This window comes from Roseateles oligotrophus (genome assembly GCF_025717515.1).
Classification (GTDB): domain Bacteria; phylum Pseudomonadota; class Gammaproteobacteria; order Burkholderiales; family Burkholderiaceae_C; genus Paucibacter_A; species Paucibacter_A oligotrophus.
The window spans coordinates 58,656-74,549 of sequence record NZ_JAJIRN010000007.1; the positions used below are offsets into that span (position 1 = coordinate 58,656).

Below are 15,894 nucleotides of genomic sequence, written 5' to 3' on the forward strand. Positions count from 1 at the left end.
ATGCCCGCTCCGGCATTTGGCCTTGATGGAGCTTTGCTGCCTTGTGCGGCCGCATTGCTTGATGCCGAGGGCAAGGTTTTGCGCGCCAATGCCTTGTGGCCAGCAGAGCTGGGGGGGGACTGGGCCGGCTTGGCTCCGGCCGAACGGGCGCGTTTGCTGGCGGCGCTGGCCGGTGCGGCCGATTTCGAGTTGTGCTTGCTCGGGCGTTACATGCTCCGTGCGCGCTGGGACGCGCTGCAGACCATGTTTGTCTGCATCGGGCTCAGCAGTGCGGAAACCGAGCAGCGGGTCGCCATCAATCGGGCGGTGATCGAATCGGAGGCGCGGCTGGAGAAATTCATGCAGGCCTCGATGGAGGGCATCGTCTTTCATCGCGACGGCCTGGTCGCCGATGTCAACCCGCCCTTGTGCGATTTGCTTGGCTACCGGCTGCAAGATTTGCTCGGCCGGTCCGTGCTTGATTTCGTCAGCGCCGAGGAGCGCGCCAAGGTCATGGCGGTGATGAACGCCGGCCGCGAGTTGACCTATGAAACCGTCATGCTGCACCGGGAGGGCCACAGCATTGGGGTCGAGTTGATTGTGCGCACGCTTGAGCTCGGGGGAGAGCCGCTGCGCATGGTGATCGTGCGAGACATTCGCGAACGACTGGCCGCGCAGGCCCGCATCCACTATCTCGCGCATCACGACGATCTGACCGGCCTATTGAACCGCAGCGCCTTCATGGAACAGGTGCAGGAACTGATCGCGGCGGCCACGCTGGAGCAGCGCAGCTTGGCCCTGCTCTTCATCGATCTAGATAATTTCAAACGGGTCAATGATTCGCTCGGTCATCTTGAGGGCGACAAGGTTTTGAAGACGGTGGCCGAGCGCATCAGCGATTGCCTGCGTGCGACCGATTTGGTGGCGCGTTTCGGCGGCGATGAGTTCGTCATTCTGCTGGAGCATGTGCAGGATCGTGCCGATGTGCTGGTGGTGCTGATGGCCTTGTTGGCGGTCGTCGAAGTTCCGGTGGATGCGATTGGCTGCGTGCTGACCGTCACGCCGTCCATTGGTGTGGCGATGTATCCGGCGCATGGTGCGAGAGCCGAGGACTTGATCCAGCATGCCGACATGGCCATGTATCTGGCCAAGGCAAAGGGCCGCGCCAGCTATTGCTTTTATGAGCCCAGCCAAATGGACAGCGCTTTTGCTGAGCTGGTGCTTGAAGGCCAGTTGGTGCAGGCGATAGAGCGTGATGAATTTGTCTTGTACTTTCAGCCGCAGGTGGCGGCCGGCAATGGCGATTTGATCGGTGCCGAGGCCTTGCTGCGCTGGCAACATCCGCAGCGCGGCTTGATCGGCCCCGATGCTTTTATCGATGTGGCCGAGCGGCACCGGCTGATGCTGGATCTGGGTGCCTGGGTGATGCGAGCGGCGGCGCTGCAGGCGCGTGCCTGGCATCTGCGCGGTATCGCTCCGGTACGGATTGCCGTCAATCTGTCGCGCATGGAATTTCGCTTGGACGGTTTTGCCGAACTGGTCGCCAAGGTGTTGCGCGAATTGGAAGTGCCCGGTGAATGGCTGGAGTTGGAGTTGACCGAGCGCATGTTGATGGACGAGATCGCCAGTGCGCCGGCGACGCTTGCCGCCTTGCGGGCGTTGGGGCTGACGGTGTCGGTGGATGACTTCGGCACCGGCTACACCTCCTTGGCACATCTGACCCGCTTGCCGCTGGACAAGCTCAAGATCGACCAGAGCTTTGTGGCGCCTTTGCCGGCAGACCAGGGCGCGGCGGCGATCGTTCGGGCGGTGATTCAAATGGCCGCGGGCCTTGGGCTGCAAGTCAGCGCCGAGGGCGTCAGAACGCCGGTCCAGCGGCAATTGCTGGTCGAATGGGGGTGCGACGGCCTGCAGGGCGAAATGATTGGCGAGCCGATGTCGGTGCAGGCGTTCGAGCATTGGTTGGCGCAGCGCGCTCGTTAGGCGGCAGGGGTTTTTACAATCGAGCCATGAACGCAATCAATGCCGCTGCGGCGCAGCCATCAGCTCTCGATAATTTGATCCGCCAGGCCATCCAAGATGCCGGCGGCTGGTTGGGTTTTGATCGATTCATGGCCTTGGCCTTGTATGCGCCCGAGTTGGGCTACTACAGCAATCAGCGGCGCAAGTTCGGCCTGATGCCGGGCGGCAAAGACGGCGGGTCGGACTTTGTCACCGCGCCCGAGTTGTCACCCTTGTTTGGACGAGCCTTGGCCGCCCAGGTGGGCCAGGCTTTGCAGGCCACATCAACCAGCGAAGTGTGGGAGTTCGGCGCCGGCACCGGCGCCTTGGCCGAACAAATACTGAAGGCGTTGGACGCGCAAGGCCAACAGCTAAGGCGTTACAACATCGTCGATTTGTCCGGCAGCCTGCGGCAACGCCAGGCCGAGCGACTGCAGGCTTGGGGCGACAAGCTGCGTTGGCTGGATCAACTGCCCGAGGCCTTCGATGGGGTGGTGCTGGGCAATGAGGTGTTGGATGCGATGCCGGTTCAATTGCTGGCCTTTGATGGGCGGGTCTGGGCCGAGCGCGGTGTGACGCTGGATGAAAGTTCGGGCCGCTTTGCCTTCGCCGATCGCCCGAGCGCCGCGCGGCCGCCCGTCGATGATTTCTTGCACTTCGCCCCCGGCACGGTGACCGAGATTCATCCGCAGGCGGAAGCCTTTGTGCGCACCTTGGCCGAGCGTCTGCGGCGCGGCGCGGTGTTCTTGATCGACTATGGTTTCCCCGAGGCCGAGTACTACCATCCGCAGCGCGCCGGCGGCACGCTGATGTGCCATCACGAGCACCGTGCCGATGCCGATCCGCTGGTCTTGCTGGGGCAAAAAGACATCACCGCGCATATCAACTTCAGCGGCATTGCCTTGGCCGGTCAGGACGCGGGTCTGAGCGTGCTCGGCTACACCAATCAAGCCAACTTCCTGTTCAACTGCGGCCTGGTCGGCTTGCTGGAGGCGGCCGATTTGACCGAACGCGTGATGGCGCACAAGCTGATCGCCGAGCACGAGATGGGCGAGCTGTTCAAGGTGATCGGCTTTGCAACCGGCGAGGGCTTTGACGCCATCGGCTTTGCGGCCGGTGACCGCTCACATACCCTGTAAATCGAGCAGGGCGCTCAAACGCGCCGCCTGTACGGCCCGTCCTATCGCCGGCCCGCTCTTGCCTTCAGCCAAGGCCGCTGCGCTGACCGCGCCCAGGTCAATCGCCTGCACCGCCCGCAGATCCCTCAGCAGGCGCTCGCGCTGCGGATAGGGCCTGTGTTCCAGTCCCAAGCGGCCTCGCGCGTCGCATTCGCAGGCCCAGAGCAATTGCTCAAAGCGCTCCGGGCGCCGCCAAGCGTCGCAGCGCTCCAGCAGGCGCAGCCGCGCCTCCGGGCCGAAGCTCTCGCTCTGGTGCACATGGGTGTGCTCGCGCGTCACCATCTCGGCCACCTCGCGGCAATCGGTCGGCACGCGCCAGCGCTCGCTCAGTCGCTTGACCAGCGGGACGCCGCGGCCTTCATGGCCAATATGGCGCGGCAGCAAGTCGGCCGGTGTCAGCGCCTTGCCCAGGTCGTGGCAGAGGCTGGCAAAGCGCACCGGCAGCGGCGCGCCCTGTGCGGCGCATTGGTCCAGCACCATCAGCAGGTGAATGCCGGTGTCGATCTCGGGGTGATGTGCCTCGGGTTGCGGCACGCCGAACAAGGCATCGACCTCGGGGCACAAGCGGGCCAAGGCACCGCAGTCACGCAAGACTTGCAACATCCGCGACGGCCGCGCTTCCATCAGCCCGCGCGAGAATTCCTGCCAAACCCGCTCGGCCACCAGCGCGTCGACCTCGCCGTCCGCCACCATCTGCCGCATCAGGGCGAATGTTTCGGGAGCGACGCTGAAGTCGGCAAAGCGTGCCGCAAAGCGGGCCAGTCTGAGGATGCGCACCGGGTCTTCGGCAAAGGCCGGCGAGACATGGCGCAAGACCTTGGCGGCCAAGTCCTGTTGGCCACCATAAGGGTCGATCACCAGGCCGTCGTCGTCCTGCGCCATCGCATTGATCGTCAGGTCGCGGCGGGCCAGGTCGTCTTCAAGCGTCACCTCGGGTGAAGCCTGGAAGTCGAAGCCGTGATAGCCGGGTGCCGTCTTGCGTTCGGTACGCGCCAGCGCGTATTCCTCATGCGTCCGGGGATGCAAGAAGACCGGGAAATCGCGCCCGACCGGGGTGTAGCCAGCCCTCAGCATCGCTTGCGGGTCGGCGCCGACCACGACCCAGTCGTGGTCCTTGACGGGAAGGCCCATCAAGCGGTCCCGCACCGCGCCGCCCACCAAATATTGCTTCATCGCCAGTTGCCCTGTTGTAGAACTGTCATACATTCCGCTTAGAGTCGCACTCGGGTCTTTGCCTCCCCCAGATGAGGGGTTGTTAAGTGTTGGGTGCAGCGGCTATATTGTCACTTGGTATTTAATTGGTACGTGCCCGCCTTGGGTGAGCCGCTACTAAAAAGGGAAAAAACAATGTTGAAATTTGCTAAGTCCGCGCTGGCGGTTGCCGTTCTGGGTCTGGGTTCGGTGGCTGCGCAAGCCGCAACTACTGACTGGAATGTGCATGGCGCTTTGCAGTTTGGTGTTGGCTTCCAGGGCCCAGTGGGTGCGTTCACTGACTACTTCTTGTTCGAGATCAACCCAGCCAGCACGGTGTCCAGCACAGCGGTCGCAAACAATCTGGGCGATGGCGTGGTGTTGAATATTCTGAACGGTAAGTATTCCGTCTGGGATGCTGGTACGGACGGCGTGGTTGGTGGTGTGGGCGCTGCGGCAGACACCCAAATTTCGGCGGACTTTCTGTTCAATGGCCTTTCGGGTAATGTGACAAATAGCGTTAGCTTGACCGCCGGCAACTACTTCTACAAGGTGACAGGCAATGCGGCGGGCATCTCTGGTGGCGCGTACACCTTGACCTCGACCTTGCAGCCGATTCCTGAGCCCACCACCTACGCCCTGCTGTTGGCCGGTCTGGGTGTTGTTGGCTTTGTGGCTCGCCGCCGCAACGCCGCCTAATCCAAGGCAAGTCGAGTTTCAGGTCGCAGGGCCTGATGTGAAAAGAGCGCCCTGGTGGCGCTCTTTGTCATTGGCGGGTCAAAGCCATCAGGCTTGCTGGCGATAGGGCTCTTCAAAGTCCAGAAAGTCTTGTTCGGCCATGGCGTCCTTGACCCAGGCGGCAACGGCCGGGTGTTGCTCGATCGCCGCGACATAGGCGGCCGCAGGGGCGCTGACGGGCAGGCCATAACGCGTTACTCGCATCACCAGCGGGGCAAAGTAGGCATCGGTGGCACCGAAGGCGCCGAACAGGAATGGCCCGCCGCTGGCCGCCAGCGCCTCGCACCAGAGCGCGTCTAGGCGCGCCAAATCGGTGTGCAGGCCCGGTTCGGTGCTCAGCAGCTTGGCCCCGACTGCGCGCAAATCCACATCGACATTCATCGGGCAAAGGCCGCGCAGCTTGCCAAAACCGGCATGCATCTCGGCGCACAGGCTGCGCGCACGGGCGCGTTGCTGGCGCTCAAGCGGCCAGATCGCATGCTCGGGGAATTGCTCGGCGATCGCCTCGGTGATGGCCAAGGTGTCCCAGACCGCGAAGCCATCGTCCTCGACCAAGACCGGCACCTTGCCCGTTGGAGTGATTGGCTTCAGGGCTTGGTAAAAGGTCGAGCCCGGCGTGAAATCAAAACGCAGCTTGACCTCTTCAAAGGGGATGCCGAAAGCCTTCAGCAGCACCCAAGGCCGCATCGACCAAGACGAGTAGTTTTTGTTGCCAATATAGAGTTTCATCCCAGCCAGCCTCCGTTAAACATGAGGCATGAGCATAGCCAAGTGGCGGGTTCTTGTGGATGAGTTCTATGCAAGCCGGCGATGCGCTGGGCGCATCAATCCCATGTCAATTCCGTTTTGACCGCCAGGCGTCCAGCTTGGCGCAGCCTTCGCCTGCGCCCAGGTAAGCAGGTGCCACGGCGGCGATCGACTGAGGCTTGATGCCCAAGGTTTCAAGGCCGGGCAGCAGCCCGCTGGCCACGTTGGCGACGCGCATCGAAGCCAGGTTGTCGCGTGACATCAAGGGCTCACCCGGCAGCAACTCCATCATCAGCGCCTGTGCCCAGGCCAAGGGTGCGGGCAGGGCCAGGATAGGCCGTTGATGGCCGCTCAGTTGGCCGGCCAGGCGCGCAATGTCGGCCAGGCTGAGCACTTGCGGGCCGGCCAGCTCAAAGGTTTGCCCGGCCGTGTTGGGGTCTTGCACGCAGGCCACGATGGCTGCCGCGACATCTTCGACCCAGACCGGCTGAAATTTGACCTTGGCCCCCGCCAGGGGCAAGACGGGAAAGAGAGTTTGCAGCTTGGCAAACAGGTTCAAGAAGCGGTCGCCGGCACCGAACACCACCGAGGGGCGCAGCAGGGTCAGGTCCAGGTCGGCGCCGCGCAGAACGGCCTCGCCGGCGGCCTTGGAGCGCAGGTAAAGCGACGCGGCGGGCTTGCCGCTATCGGGCACTCCGAGGGCGCTGACATGGATCACGCGACGCACGCCGGTGGCGGCGCAGGCCTCGGCCAAGCTGCGCGGCAGGGTCACATGGGCGCGTTCGAATCCAGCCGCATCGCCTTGCAAGATGGCGATCAGATTGATCACCAGATCATGGCCGGCAAGCAGGCTTCGCAGTTGCGCAGGATGATGGACATCGGCCTGCAAGACCGTCAGACCCGGCAGGCCCTGGATGGCCTGTGCGTGAGGCAGGCGGCGGGTCGGCACGGTGATGCGTGCGCGTCCACCCAGGGTGCGCGTTAGCTGCTCGCACAGGCTGCGGCCAATAAAGCCACTGCCGCCGAGGATCAGGATATTCGGATTCACTGTGCTCATTGCTGTTCCGCCGGGGTGATGTTGGCGCTGCTGTCGCGCGGGCCGATCTGCTGGCCCAGGCGCGCTCGCAGGCTGCTGCTGTCCAGACCGAGCACTTGGGCATAAAGGGCCGAATTGGTCAGCACCTTCTTGACATAGTCGCGGGTCTCATTGAAGGGGATGTTCTCGGCCCAGATGGCAGCGTCCAGCACCGGCCCTTCGCGCCAGCGCCGAGGCCGTCCGGGGCCGGCGTTATAGGCGGCGGCGGCCATCGCCATCGAGCCGCCAAAGTCGTCCAGCACCAGCTTCAGATAGCTGGCGCCGATCTTGATATTGAAGTCACGATCGGTCATGTATTCGGGGCGGAAATCGGTGCCGATCTTCTTGGCGGTCCAGCGCGCGGTGGCCGGCATTACCTGCATCAGGCCCGATGCGCCGACATGCGAGCGCGCGTCCATCACGAAGCGAGACTCTTGCCGAATCAGGCCGTAGACATAGGCCGGGTCAACCCCGACCTCGCGCGACTTCGTCAGCAGTTGCTGGCGATGCGGCGTTGGGAAGCGCTGGCCGATATCGATTTCGACGCGGGTGCGGTCGCTGGTGTTGATGCAGCGGTCCCAAATCTCGCGGTCACAGGCCTCTTGGGCGGCCGCGCGCAGCTCGCGGTCGCTCATGCGCATGAGGCTGAAGTTCCACTCCCTGACACCCTCGTTGCGCAGGCCGATATCAATCAGCAGCAGCGCACTGGTCAAGCCGGCATGACCCTGTGCCTGTTTGCGCTCGGTCGGCGTCAAAGGGCTGGGCGTGGCGGGAAGTTGCAAGGGCAGGCCGAGCTCCTCGCCGGCCAAGCGGCCATAGAAGGTGAGGGGCGAGATGATGGCTTGCAGCAGACCGCGCGCCTCGGCACGAATCGGCTCGCCTGCGGCGCCCTCGGCGGCGGTGGCCAGCAGCGCCCGCGCGCGCCAGAACTGCCAAGCGGGATCGGCTTGGTCGGCAGGGCTCAATTTGCCGATGGCACGCAGCACCAGCTGCCATTGGCCGCCGCGCAAGGCGGCCCTGGCGAGCCAGCTCAGGGTGTCGCTGCTCCATTCGGGCGCTTGCTTGTGTTTGGCCTGCTGCTTGAAGGCCCGCTCGAAATAATCGTTAGCTTCGGGCTGCAACTTGAACGCCGCTTGACGGCCGATCTGTGCCCAGACCCAGGCCGCCAAGTCATGTGGGAGCTCGGCTTCCCAGCGCTTGAACATCAGCTCGGCCGCCTGAGCCGGGTCATTGGCCGCCACCCGCATCAGCGCCAGGGTGGCCAGCTCGGTATGAGTGCGGGCACCGCCCTTGGCCTTGCGGCCGATATAGCGCGTCGGGTTGTCTTGCAGCTCGGACAAGGCCAGCTCGACCGGCTTGCCCAGCAAACCGGCGGCTTGCTTGATGGCGCGTGGCCGCTGCAACTCGACCGCCAGGCGCAGCTTCAGCCAAACATCGGCGGGGCTGAATTGTTTGGCGTCGAGCAGGGTAGTGGCGAGCAATTGGCAGCCGTCGTCGCCATCGCGCTGAGCCAGCCAGCTCGCGCGCGCCTGCTCGGCCACATTGCGGCCGCCCACATGCTCGCTCAACAGCAGGTAACAAGCGACCTCGCGGTCATCGCGCATCTGATAACGCTGATGGTCGACGGCAAAGTTCTTCCAGTCGCGCCGCCGCCCCAGCTCCAGCAGCCAGTCATTGCGCAATCGGTCCTCGACATAAGTGCCCGGCCAGCGTAAATAAAAAGCCGTCACCTCGGGCTGGCTGACCTCGCCCAAGCGCAGGCCCAGTTCCCAATAATCGATCCAGGGCGCCAGCGGGTGACGCTGCGCCTGCGCGACCTCGTTGATGGCGCCCAAGCGTTTGCGATCTTTGCGGCGCTGTGCGTCGTGGGCCTCAAGGACGATATCGGGCTGAGTCAGCGCTGCGCTTGTTTGCGCCTGAGCAAGGTCAGGGGCGCCAAGCGCTAGGCTCAGCGTCAGGGCGATTGCGCTCAGCGCTCCATATACTGCCAAAACATTCCTCTTGCACATCAAAGGGTACCGTGTCCAATTCTCAATCATCATCTACATCATCGCTTCCACATGAGCGGCCGGCATTGCGAACTCATTTGCTGGCTCAGCGTGCGGCCTGGGTCGCCACGCCTGCTGCTCATGCCGCGGCCGCCAGTTTGGGGCATAACTTGCGCGTTCTGCTTGAACAGCTGGAGCCGCAATGCCTGGGTCTGTTTTGGCCGCTTGAGGGGGAATTTAACGCAGCCGAGCATTTGTTGGGCTTGTTGGGGCATGGAAACCCGGGCGCGCAGCAAGATTCCCTGCCGATTCACGCCCAAACGCTCGGCGCTGAGCCTGACGAGGACGATCTGGATGACGGGGGCGATGTTCCTGCCGGGCCCATTCAATGGGCCTTGCCCTTCGCCTACAAGGCGCCGCGCCGGATGGACTACCGGCGCTGGGATGGCAGCACGCCGAGCGTGCAAGACGAGTGCGGCATCGGCAGCAGCAAGGGCGCGGTGGTGGTGCCGGATGTGGTGCTGGTGCCTTGCGTGGGTTTCACGCGCGAGGGCTACCGGCTTGGCTACGGCGGCGGCTATTACGACCGCTGGCTGGCCGCCCATCCTGGCGTCACCAGCATCGGTCTGGCTTGGTCTCAGGGTGAATGCCATTTCGCGGCCGAGGCTCATGATCAGCCGTTGACCTTGATCTTGACCGAGCACGAAACAATCTCTCCCTGAGCCCCATCAAGCCGGGGCCGTTTCGCCGATGTCTATACGCGCCTGTGCCGCCTGCGCCAGCAGCCAGTCATTGAACAAGACCACCTCGGGGCGGTTCTTGCTGTGGCGTGACAAGAGCAGCCAGTAGGCGATCGGGCTGCTCATGCGGCCGGCCGGACCGAAGGGTTCGATCAGGTCGCCGCGTTGCAGCTGTTCGCTGACCAGCGCCACCCGCGCCAGCGCCACCGCCTGCCCGCCCAAGGCCGCTTGAACTTGCTGGTAGGTGAAGTTCAGATACATCCAGCGGCGCGGTTGCAAATCGGGCACGCCATGCTCGCGCAGCCAGCGCCGCCAGCCGAGAAACTCCGCCGTCGGTCGGCTGTCGTCCTCCTCGGCCAAGGTGTAATGGGCCAAGTCTGCCGCTTGGCGCAGCGGCGGGCGCTCGCCCTGCTCGCCTTGGGCCGACAGCCAGCGACTGACCGCCGGCGTCAGCGTCTCGCCGAACAATCGCTCGGCACCCGGCGGAATATTGCCCGCCGCCGTGTAGCGCAGCGCAATATCAAACTCGCTGTCATCCAGATCAATCACCTGGTCATTGGCCGACACGCGAATGTCGATGTCCGGATGCTGGTGCTGGAAGGCCTCTAACCTCGGAATCAACCAGAGCGAGGCGAAGGACGCAAAGGTGGTGACGTTGACGACCCGGCGTCCGCGCGCTTGGCGCAGCTGGCGCACCGTTTGGTCGAGCCGCTCCAGCGCCGCGATCGCCGTCGTTTGCAGGGCCGCGCCGTCGCTGGTCAATTCGACATGGCGGGTGCCGCGCAGAAACAGGCTGAAGCCGAGTTCCTCCTCGAGCGAACGGATCTGCCGACTGATCGCCGATTGGGTCAAAAACAATTCATCGGCTGCGCCGCGAAAGCTCAAGAGCCGCGCCACCGCCTCGAAGGCGCGCAAGGGGCCGACCGAGAGTGGCCGCTGGCGGGTCGGTTTTTGATTGGGGACGGCGGGCGCTTGATTCATGCGCGAATGGTATCAATCCTGTGCGCCCATCTCACTGGACGCTGCCGCGGGTAGTCCCTAGTATTCATCCCTATCGGCGGCACCCTGTTGTCGCCTTCTGGAGTCGAAATCATGAGTCATTCGCAAGCATTGTGGGCCCTGGCGCAGGGCGAGGCCTTGAGCCTGGAGATCGGCCCGGGACCGCGCGAGTTGGTCGTTACCAAGGGGCGGGTCTGGTTGACGCAGCAGGGCAGCGCCTCGGCGCCGCCCGAGGATGTGTGGTTGGAGGCGGGCCAGAGCCTGGCCTTGGCCTCGGGCAGTCGGGTGGTGATGGAGGCCTGGCCGCAGGCAGATTTTCAGTTGCTGGTGCCGCCGGCAGCTTGCCGGGCCCGCAGCGGCCGGCAGCTGGCTAAACCGATCAAACCGGTTTTGGCGAAGGCCTTCGGGCTGGCTTGCTGACTTGCTTTTTGGCTGGTTTGGCCGGTTTGGCTGCCTTGCTGAGCCGCGTGCGCAGCGAGGCCTGCAAAGCCAGCCGCGCCCAGGGTTGCATCAGCGCGGGTGAGTCGAGCGTCTCTTCGGGCGGCTGAAAGTAGTTCAGCGTCATCCATTCGCCTTCTTTTTGATAGCGAAAAGGCTGACAACCGGCCGCCTCGAATTGAGCCCGAGTCTGGGCATCGGCCTTCAAGTAGAGCTGCTCGGCCGAAATGATCGCGATGAAGAGATCGTCCACGTACAGGCCGTGGCCGCCAAACATGCGCCGCACCCGCACCGCACCGGCGCTTCCCAGCAACTCCGCGCAATGGCGGGTGAATTCATCTTTGATCAACATGACTCACTCTAGCTAAAACCCGCGCACGGGATGGGCGTGCCTGCCTGCACAATCGGGCTCTCACCCTTCGCTGGAGTTTCGCGTGGATTTGAATGATCGTGCCGCCTTACGCCGAAAGTTGATTCAAGACCGGTTGGACCTGCCCGGGCGTTTGGCGCTCGCGGAGGAATTGCAAAGCGTGCTGCGGGTCTGGCTGGTGCACCGTAGCGAATTGACGATAGGCGCCTACTGGCCGATCAAGGGCGAGTTCGACCCGCTGCCTGCGCTATACCGCTGGAGCGAGGCCAATCCGCTGCGCCGCATCGGCCTGCCGGTCGTTGACAAGGAGCATGGCACCCTGCGCTTTCAGGTCTGGTATCCGGGTTGCCCGATGGAAGAGGACGCCTATGGCATCCCCAAACCCAAGGACACCGAGGTCTTTGAGCCGCAGCTTTTGCTGGTGCCCTGTGTTGGATTCGGCCCCTGCGGGCTGCGCCTGGGTTATGGCGGCGGCTTCATGGACCGAACGCTGGCGGCGCTACGGCCGCGCCCGGCAACCCTGGGCGTCGGCTATGCGCATGGGTTTCAGCCGATGTTGAAGGCCGAAACGCATGATGTGCCGTTGGATGCAATGATTACCGAGGAGGGTGTGGTGTGGGAAGTGCGTGCCTGACAATCGCGCCATGAACTCATATGCACAACACCTGACCCTTTTGCAAACGCAGGCCGAGGCGGCGCTGGCGCGCTGCGGCTTCGACGCGATGCTGATCGCCTCCGGCATAGAGAAATATGCGTTTCTGGACGACCGACCTTATCTGTTTCAGACCAATCCGCATTTCAAGCATTGGTTGCCGCTGAGCAGTCACCCGAACAGCTGGCTGCTGGTGCGGCCCGGCCACAAGCCGCGCGTCGTCTACTACCAGCCCGATGACTACTGGCATGTGCCGCCGAGTGCACCGACCGGCGAATGGGTAGAGCAGGTCGAGCTGATCATCATCAGCCGCGCCGAAGATGCGGCCGCGCATTTAAAGGTGCCCGGCCGCTTGGCCATCATTGGCGAAGCGGATGCGGCGCTGGACGGGGTGGTGCCGAATAACCCGCCCGACTTGCTCAATCTCTTGCATTACCAGCGCGCCCGCAAGAATGGCTATGAGTTGGAACAGATGCGTGCCGCCTCACGCCGCGCCGCGCCTGCCCACCTTGCGGCCCGTGACGCGTTTCTGGCCGGTGCGTCCGAGGCTGAAATTCACCGCGCCTACTTGACCGCTGCTGGCCATACCGACCGCGATCTGCCCTACGGCAATATCGTCGCCTTGAACGAGCATTGCGCCGTCTTGCACTACCAGTACCAGGACTTGCAACGCCCGGCCGAGAGCCGTTCTTTTCTGATCGACGCTGGCGCTCAGGTCAATGGTTATGCCTCCGACATCACCCGTACCTGGAGTCAAGGCGGGGATGCCGAGTTCGATTCGCTGCTGGCGGCGATGGAACAGGCTCAGCTGGCGCTGGTGGATGAGGTGCGCGACGGCGTTGACTACCGCGATATCCACCTCAGCACGCACCGCCATATCGCGTCGATCCTGCAAGCGCAGGGCATCGTCAAGATGAGTGCCGAGGCGCTGGTCGAGCAAGGCGTGACGTCGATCTTCATGCCTCACGGCATCGGCCATTTGCTCGGCTTGCAGGTGCATGACATCGGCGGCTTCATGGCCGACGAGAGTGGCGCGGTGGCGCCCAAGCCAGAAGGCCACCCTTATCTGCGCCTGACCCGCAAGCTGCAGGCCGGCATGGTGGTGACGATAGAGCCGGGCCTGTATTTCATTCCGACGCTTTTGCGTCAGTTGCGTGCCAGCCCCGCCGCTGCGGCGGTTAATTGGCCCTTGGTCGAGCATCTGAGTCGCTTTGGCGGCATCCGCATCGAGGACGATGTGGTGTGCCGAGCCGAGGGTGGGCCGGAAAATATGACGCGGGATGCGTTCTCGGCGCTCTGACAAAGGAAGAAGCCGCTGCGCCTGACTCAGGCTGCAGCGGCTTGCATGCTTGCTTGTCTAAGCGGGCTTAGAAGCGCATACCCAGGCCAACGCCGACCAGCAGCGGATCAACCTTGAACTCGCCAATACCCGCACCGTTGGAATAGACGGTGGTCTTGATCTGAACCTTCTTGATGTCGATGTTCAGATACAGGTTCTTGGCCACTTCGATGTCGGCACCGATCTGGGCTGACAGGCCCCAGCTGTTGTGCTTCAGGCCCAGTTTCAGCGCCGCGACGTTGGCGTCAAACTGCACGTCCGAGATATTGGTGTAGTTGACGCCGAGGCCGACATAGGGGCGGAACATGCTGGTGGGGCTGAAGTGGTACTGCGCGCTCAGGGTTGGCGGCAGGTGCTTGAAGCTGCCGATCTTGCCGACGCCGGTGACGGACAGATCCTGCTTTTGCGGGTAGGTCAGGACCAACTCGGCCGCAATATTGGGCGTGATGAAGTAGCTGATGTCCAGCTCGGGCAACCACTTGTCGTTGATCGATGCATCAGCAGGTTTGCCGACCACGCTGCTCAGCGTGGTGTGCAGCTTGTCGCTATTGGTGTTGGCCGACTGCAGGTGCACGGCGCGCACACGCACCAACCAGGGCCCTTCTTGAGCGCTTTGGGCTTGGGCGGCGAAAGAGCTGCAGGCCAGGGCGGCGGCAGCGGAAACAGTGATGACAGCCTTGCTGAAATTCTTCGACATTGAACTACTTCCAAAACTCCGGGAACAGCCCCGATGAAAGAGATTTGAAAGCGGCCGAGCGGGTAAACCCTTGACTTAGCGCAAGTTCAAAAAAGCCCTCACTAGGAGGGCTTCATGGTTTTGACTTGGCGCAAGAAACTCAGCCGAGTTTGAGGCGTTTACACAACTCCAGCGTCAGCCCGGATTGGTTCAGCGTATAGAAATGGATGCTGGGCGCGCCGCCGGCGATCAGGCGTTCGCAGACGCGCGTCATCACGTCGAGCCCAAAGGCGCGGATCGAGGCCGCGTCGTCCATATAGCCTTCCATCTTCAAGGCCACCCAGCGCGGGATCTCGATGCCGTCACGGGCCGCGAATTGGGCGATGCGGGCGTAGTTGTGGAAGGGCATGATGCCGGGCACGATCGGGGCCGTAACGCCGAGCTTGCGAGCCTCGTCAACAAAGTTGAAATAGGCGTCCGGGTTGAAGAAGAACTGCGTGATCGCCGAGCTGGCGCCCGCGCGCATCTTGTCGGCAAAGTGCTGCAAGTCCTTGGCCGCATAGCGTTGCTGCGGGTGGTATTCGGGGTAGGCCGCCACTTCGATCTGCCAGTCGGCGCCTTGGGTTTCGCGGATGAAGGCAACCAGTTCGGCCGCATAACGGAATTCACCGGCGGTGGCGGTGCCGCTGGGCAGGTCGCCGCGCAGGGCGACCACGCGACGGATATTCTGGGCCCGGTAGGTGGCCAGAATCTCGGCGATGTTCTCGCGGGTGGAGCCGACACAAGACAGATGCGGCGCGGCCTCGAAGCCGGCGCGGGCAATGTCCATCACCGTGCTGAGCGTCTTGTCGCGGGTCGAGCCGCCGGCGCCATAGGTGACGCTGAAGTAATGCGGATTCAAGACGCTGAGGTCTTGCACCACGGTCTTGAGCTTCCCGGTGCCGACCGGCGTGTTGGGCGGGAAGAACTCGAAGCTGACAGGTAGGGATGATGTTGTGCTGCTCATGGCTTGTCTTTCGATGTTCCCGGCGCTTGTGCCCAAAGGAAGAATTCTTTATTGCCATCACCGCCGGTGATGGCGCTCTCAAAATAGCCCAGGACCTTCCAGCCCAGGTCTTTGGCCGCGTTGCGGGCTTGCGTTTCCAGCAGCGGGTATTGCTTGACGTCCTTGATCAGGCCGCCACGCGCCAGCGCTTTCTTGCCCAACTCGAACTGCGGTTTGATCAGCAGCAAGACCTGACCCTCGGGTGCAGCCCAAGCCGCCAGATGGGGCAGGGCGCCCAGCATCGAGATGAAGCTCAGGTCGCCAACGATCAAGGCAAAGCCGACGGCAGGCGCATGCTCGGTCAAGGCCGAGCCGGCCAGCTCCCGCACATGCAACTGCTCCAGCGCCACCACTTGCGGGTGATGGCGCAGGGACTCGTGCAGCTGGCTGTGGCCGACATCGACGCCGACCACCTTGGCCGCACCCGCCTTGAGCAGGCAGTCGCTGAAGCCGCCGGTGCTTTGGCCCATGTCGAGTACGGTCAGGCCGGCCACGTTCAGGCCGGTCTGCTTCAGCGCGCCTTCGAGCTTGAGCCCGCCGCGCGAGACAAAGCGCAGTTCCGCGTCATCGCTGACGCGCAAGTCGCCATGCTCGTTCAGATCCTCACCCGCCTTGCGGATCGCCTGCCAGCCCGCCGGACCCTGCCATTCGGCCGCGCCCGCGGCGATCAGCCGCGCGGCGGCCGAGCGGGTTGGCGCGAGGCCTTTGGAAACTAACAGTTGATCTGCGCGCATCGGG

General features: G+C 63.4%; 16 protein-coding genes. 7 read left to right on the forward strand and 9 right to left on the reverse strand.

What is annotated here, in order from left to right:
• Entirely contained in the window at window positions 1–1,962 is a 1,962-nt protein-coding gene (locus LNV07_RS15845; RefSeq protein ID WP_263572136.1) for a putative bifunctional diguanylate cyclase/phosphodiesterase, read from the forward strand.
• A gap of 26 nt (window positions 1,963–1,988) precedes the next feature.
• On the forward strand, window positions 1,989–3,119 hold the full coding sequence (locus tag LNV07_RS15850) for a class I SAM-dependent methyltransferase (RefSeq protein ID WP_263572137.1): 1,131 nt from the start codon (window positions 1,989–1,991) through the stop codon (window positions 3,117–3,119).
• On the opposite strand, the gene LNV07_RS15855 is transcribed toward LNV07_RS15850, so the two are convergent.
• The gene (locus tag LNV07_RS15855) at window positions 3,105–4,331 is read right to left on the reverse strand and encodes a multifunctional CCA addition/repair protein (RefSeq protein ID WP_263572138.1); all 1,227 of its coding nucleotides are present in this window, start codon (window positions 4,329–4,331) and stop codon (window positions 3,105–3,107) included. The two genes, LNV07_RS15850 and LNV07_RS15855, sit on opposite strands and share 15 nt — an antisense overlap.
• Window positions 4,332–4,505: 174 nt before the next feature.
• On the opposite strand from LNV07_RS15855, the gene LNV07_RS15860 reads away from it, so the two are divergent.
• On the forward strand, window positions 4,506–5,048 hold the full coding sequence (locus LNV07_RS15860) for an FxDxF family PEP-CTERM protein (protein WP_263572139.1): 543 nt from the start codon (window positions 4,506–4,508) through the stop codon (window positions 5,046–5,048).
• An 87-nt stretch (window positions 5,049–5,135) separates the two neighbouring features.
• On the opposite strand, the gene LNV07_RS15865 is transcribed toward LNV07_RS15860, so the two are convergent.
• From LNV07_RS15865 to LNV07_RS15875, 3 genes are all read right to left on the reverse strand, one after another.
• The gene (locus LNV07_RS15865) at window positions 5,136–5,816 is read right to left on the reverse strand and encodes a glutathione S-transferase family protein (RefSeq protein ID WP_263572140.1); all 681 of its coding nucleotides are present in this window, start codon (window positions 5,814–5,816) and stop codon (window positions 5,136–5,138) included.
• Window positions 5,817–5,922: 106 nt separating this feature from the next.
• Window positions 5,923–6,891, reverse strand: a complete 969-nt coding sequence (locus LNV07_RS15870) for a complex I NDUFA9 subunit family protein (RefSeq protein WP_263572141.1) — start codon at window positions 6,889–6,891, stop codon at window positions 5,923–5,925.
• A complete protein-coding gene (locus LNV07_RS15875; RefSeq protein ID WP_263572142.1) occupies window positions 6,888–8,918 on the reverse strand; it encodes a lytic transglycosylase domain-containing protein in 2,031 nt (676 codons plus the stop codon). The genes LNV07_RS15870 and LNV07_RS15875 overlap by 4 nt, the downstream gene beginning before the upstream one ends.
• Window positions 8,919–8,983: 65 nt before the next feature.
• Here LNV07_RS15875 and LNV07_RS15880 point away from each other — a divergent pair, with 65 nt between their 5' ends.
• A complete protein-coding gene (locus LNV07_RS15880) occupies window positions 8,984–9,619 on the forward strand; it encodes a 5-formyltetrahydrofolate cyclo-ligase (RefSeq protein WP_263572143.1) in 636 nt (211 codons plus the stop codon).
• A gap of 6 nt (window positions 9,620–9,625) precedes the next feature.
• On the opposite strand, the gene LNV07_RS15885 is transcribed toward LNV07_RS15880, so the two are convergent.
• A complete protein-coding gene (locus LNV07_RS15885) occupies window positions 9,626–10,618 on the reverse strand; it encodes a LysR substrate-binding domain-containing protein (RefSeq protein ID WP_263572144.1) in 993 nt (330 codons plus the stop codon).
• A gap of 111 nt (window positions 10,619–10,729) precedes the next feature.
• Here LNV07_RS15885 and LNV07_RS15890 point away from each other — a divergent pair, with 111 nt between their 5' ends.
• Window positions 10,730–11,056, forward strand: a complete 327-nt coding sequence (locus tag LNV07_RS15890; protein WP_263572145.1) for a DUF2917 domain-containing protein — start codon at window positions 10,730–10,732, stop codon at window positions 11,054–11,056.
• On the opposite strand, the gene LNV07_RS15895 is transcribed toward LNV07_RS15890, so the two are convergent.
• Window positions 11,016–11,426 (reverse strand): TfoX/Sxy family protein, encoded by a 411-nt coding sequence (locus tag LNV07_RS15895; protein WP_263572146.1) that lies wholly within the window; start codon window positions 11,424–11,426, stop codon window positions 11,016–11,018. The genes LNV07_RS15890 and LNV07_RS15895 overlap by 41 nt on opposite strands.
• A gap of 82 nt (window positions 11,427–11,508) precedes the next feature.
• Between LNV07_RS15895 and LNV07_RS15900 the strand changes: the two genes are divergently transcribed.
• Both LNV07_RS15900 and pepQ read left to right on the forward strand, forming a co-directional pair.
• Window positions 11,509–12,078 carry a 5-formyltetrahydrofolate cyclo-ligase gene (locus LNV07_RS15900; RefSeq protein WP_263572147.1) on the forward strand — a complete coding sequence of 190 codons (570 nt, stop codon included), beginning with the start codon at window positions 11,509–11,511 and terminating at the stop codon, window positions 12,076–12,078.
• Window positions 12,079–12,088: 10 nt separating this feature from the next.
• A complete protein-coding gene (gene pepQ / locus LNV07_RS15905) occupies window positions 12,089–13,396 on the forward strand; it encodes a Xaa-Pro dipeptidase (RefSeq protein WP_263572148.1) in 1,308 nt (435 codons plus the stop codon).
• A gap of 67 nt (window positions 13,397–13,463) precedes the next feature.
• Here the strand turns inward: pepQ and LNV07_RS15910 are convergent, their stop codons facing one another.
• The 3 genes from LNV07_RS15910 to LNV07_RS15920 form a co-directional block, all read right to left on the reverse strand.
• Window positions 13,464–14,132, reverse strand: a complete 669-nt coding sequence (locus LNV07_RS15910) for an OmpW/AlkL family protein (protein ID WP_263572149.1) — start codon at window positions 14,130–14,132, stop codon at window positions 13,464–13,466.
• A gap of 139 nt (window positions 14,133–14,271) precedes the next feature.
• Window positions 14,272–15,117, reverse strand: a complete 846-nt coding sequence (metF, locus tag LNV07_RS15915; RefSeq protein ID WP_263572150.1) for a methylenetetrahydrofolate reductase [NAD(P)H] — start codon at window positions 15,115–15,117, stop codon at window positions 14,272–14,274.
• Window positions 15,114–15,890 (reverse strand): TlyA family RNA methyltransferase, encoded by a 777-nt coding sequence (locus LNV07_RS15920; protein WP_263572151.1) that lies wholly within the window; start codon window positions 15,888–15,890, stop codon window positions 15,114–15,116. The genes metF and LNV07_RS15920 overlap by 4 nt, the downstream gene beginning before the upstream one ends.
• Between the last annotated feature and the right edge of the window lie 4 nt (window positions 15,891–15,894).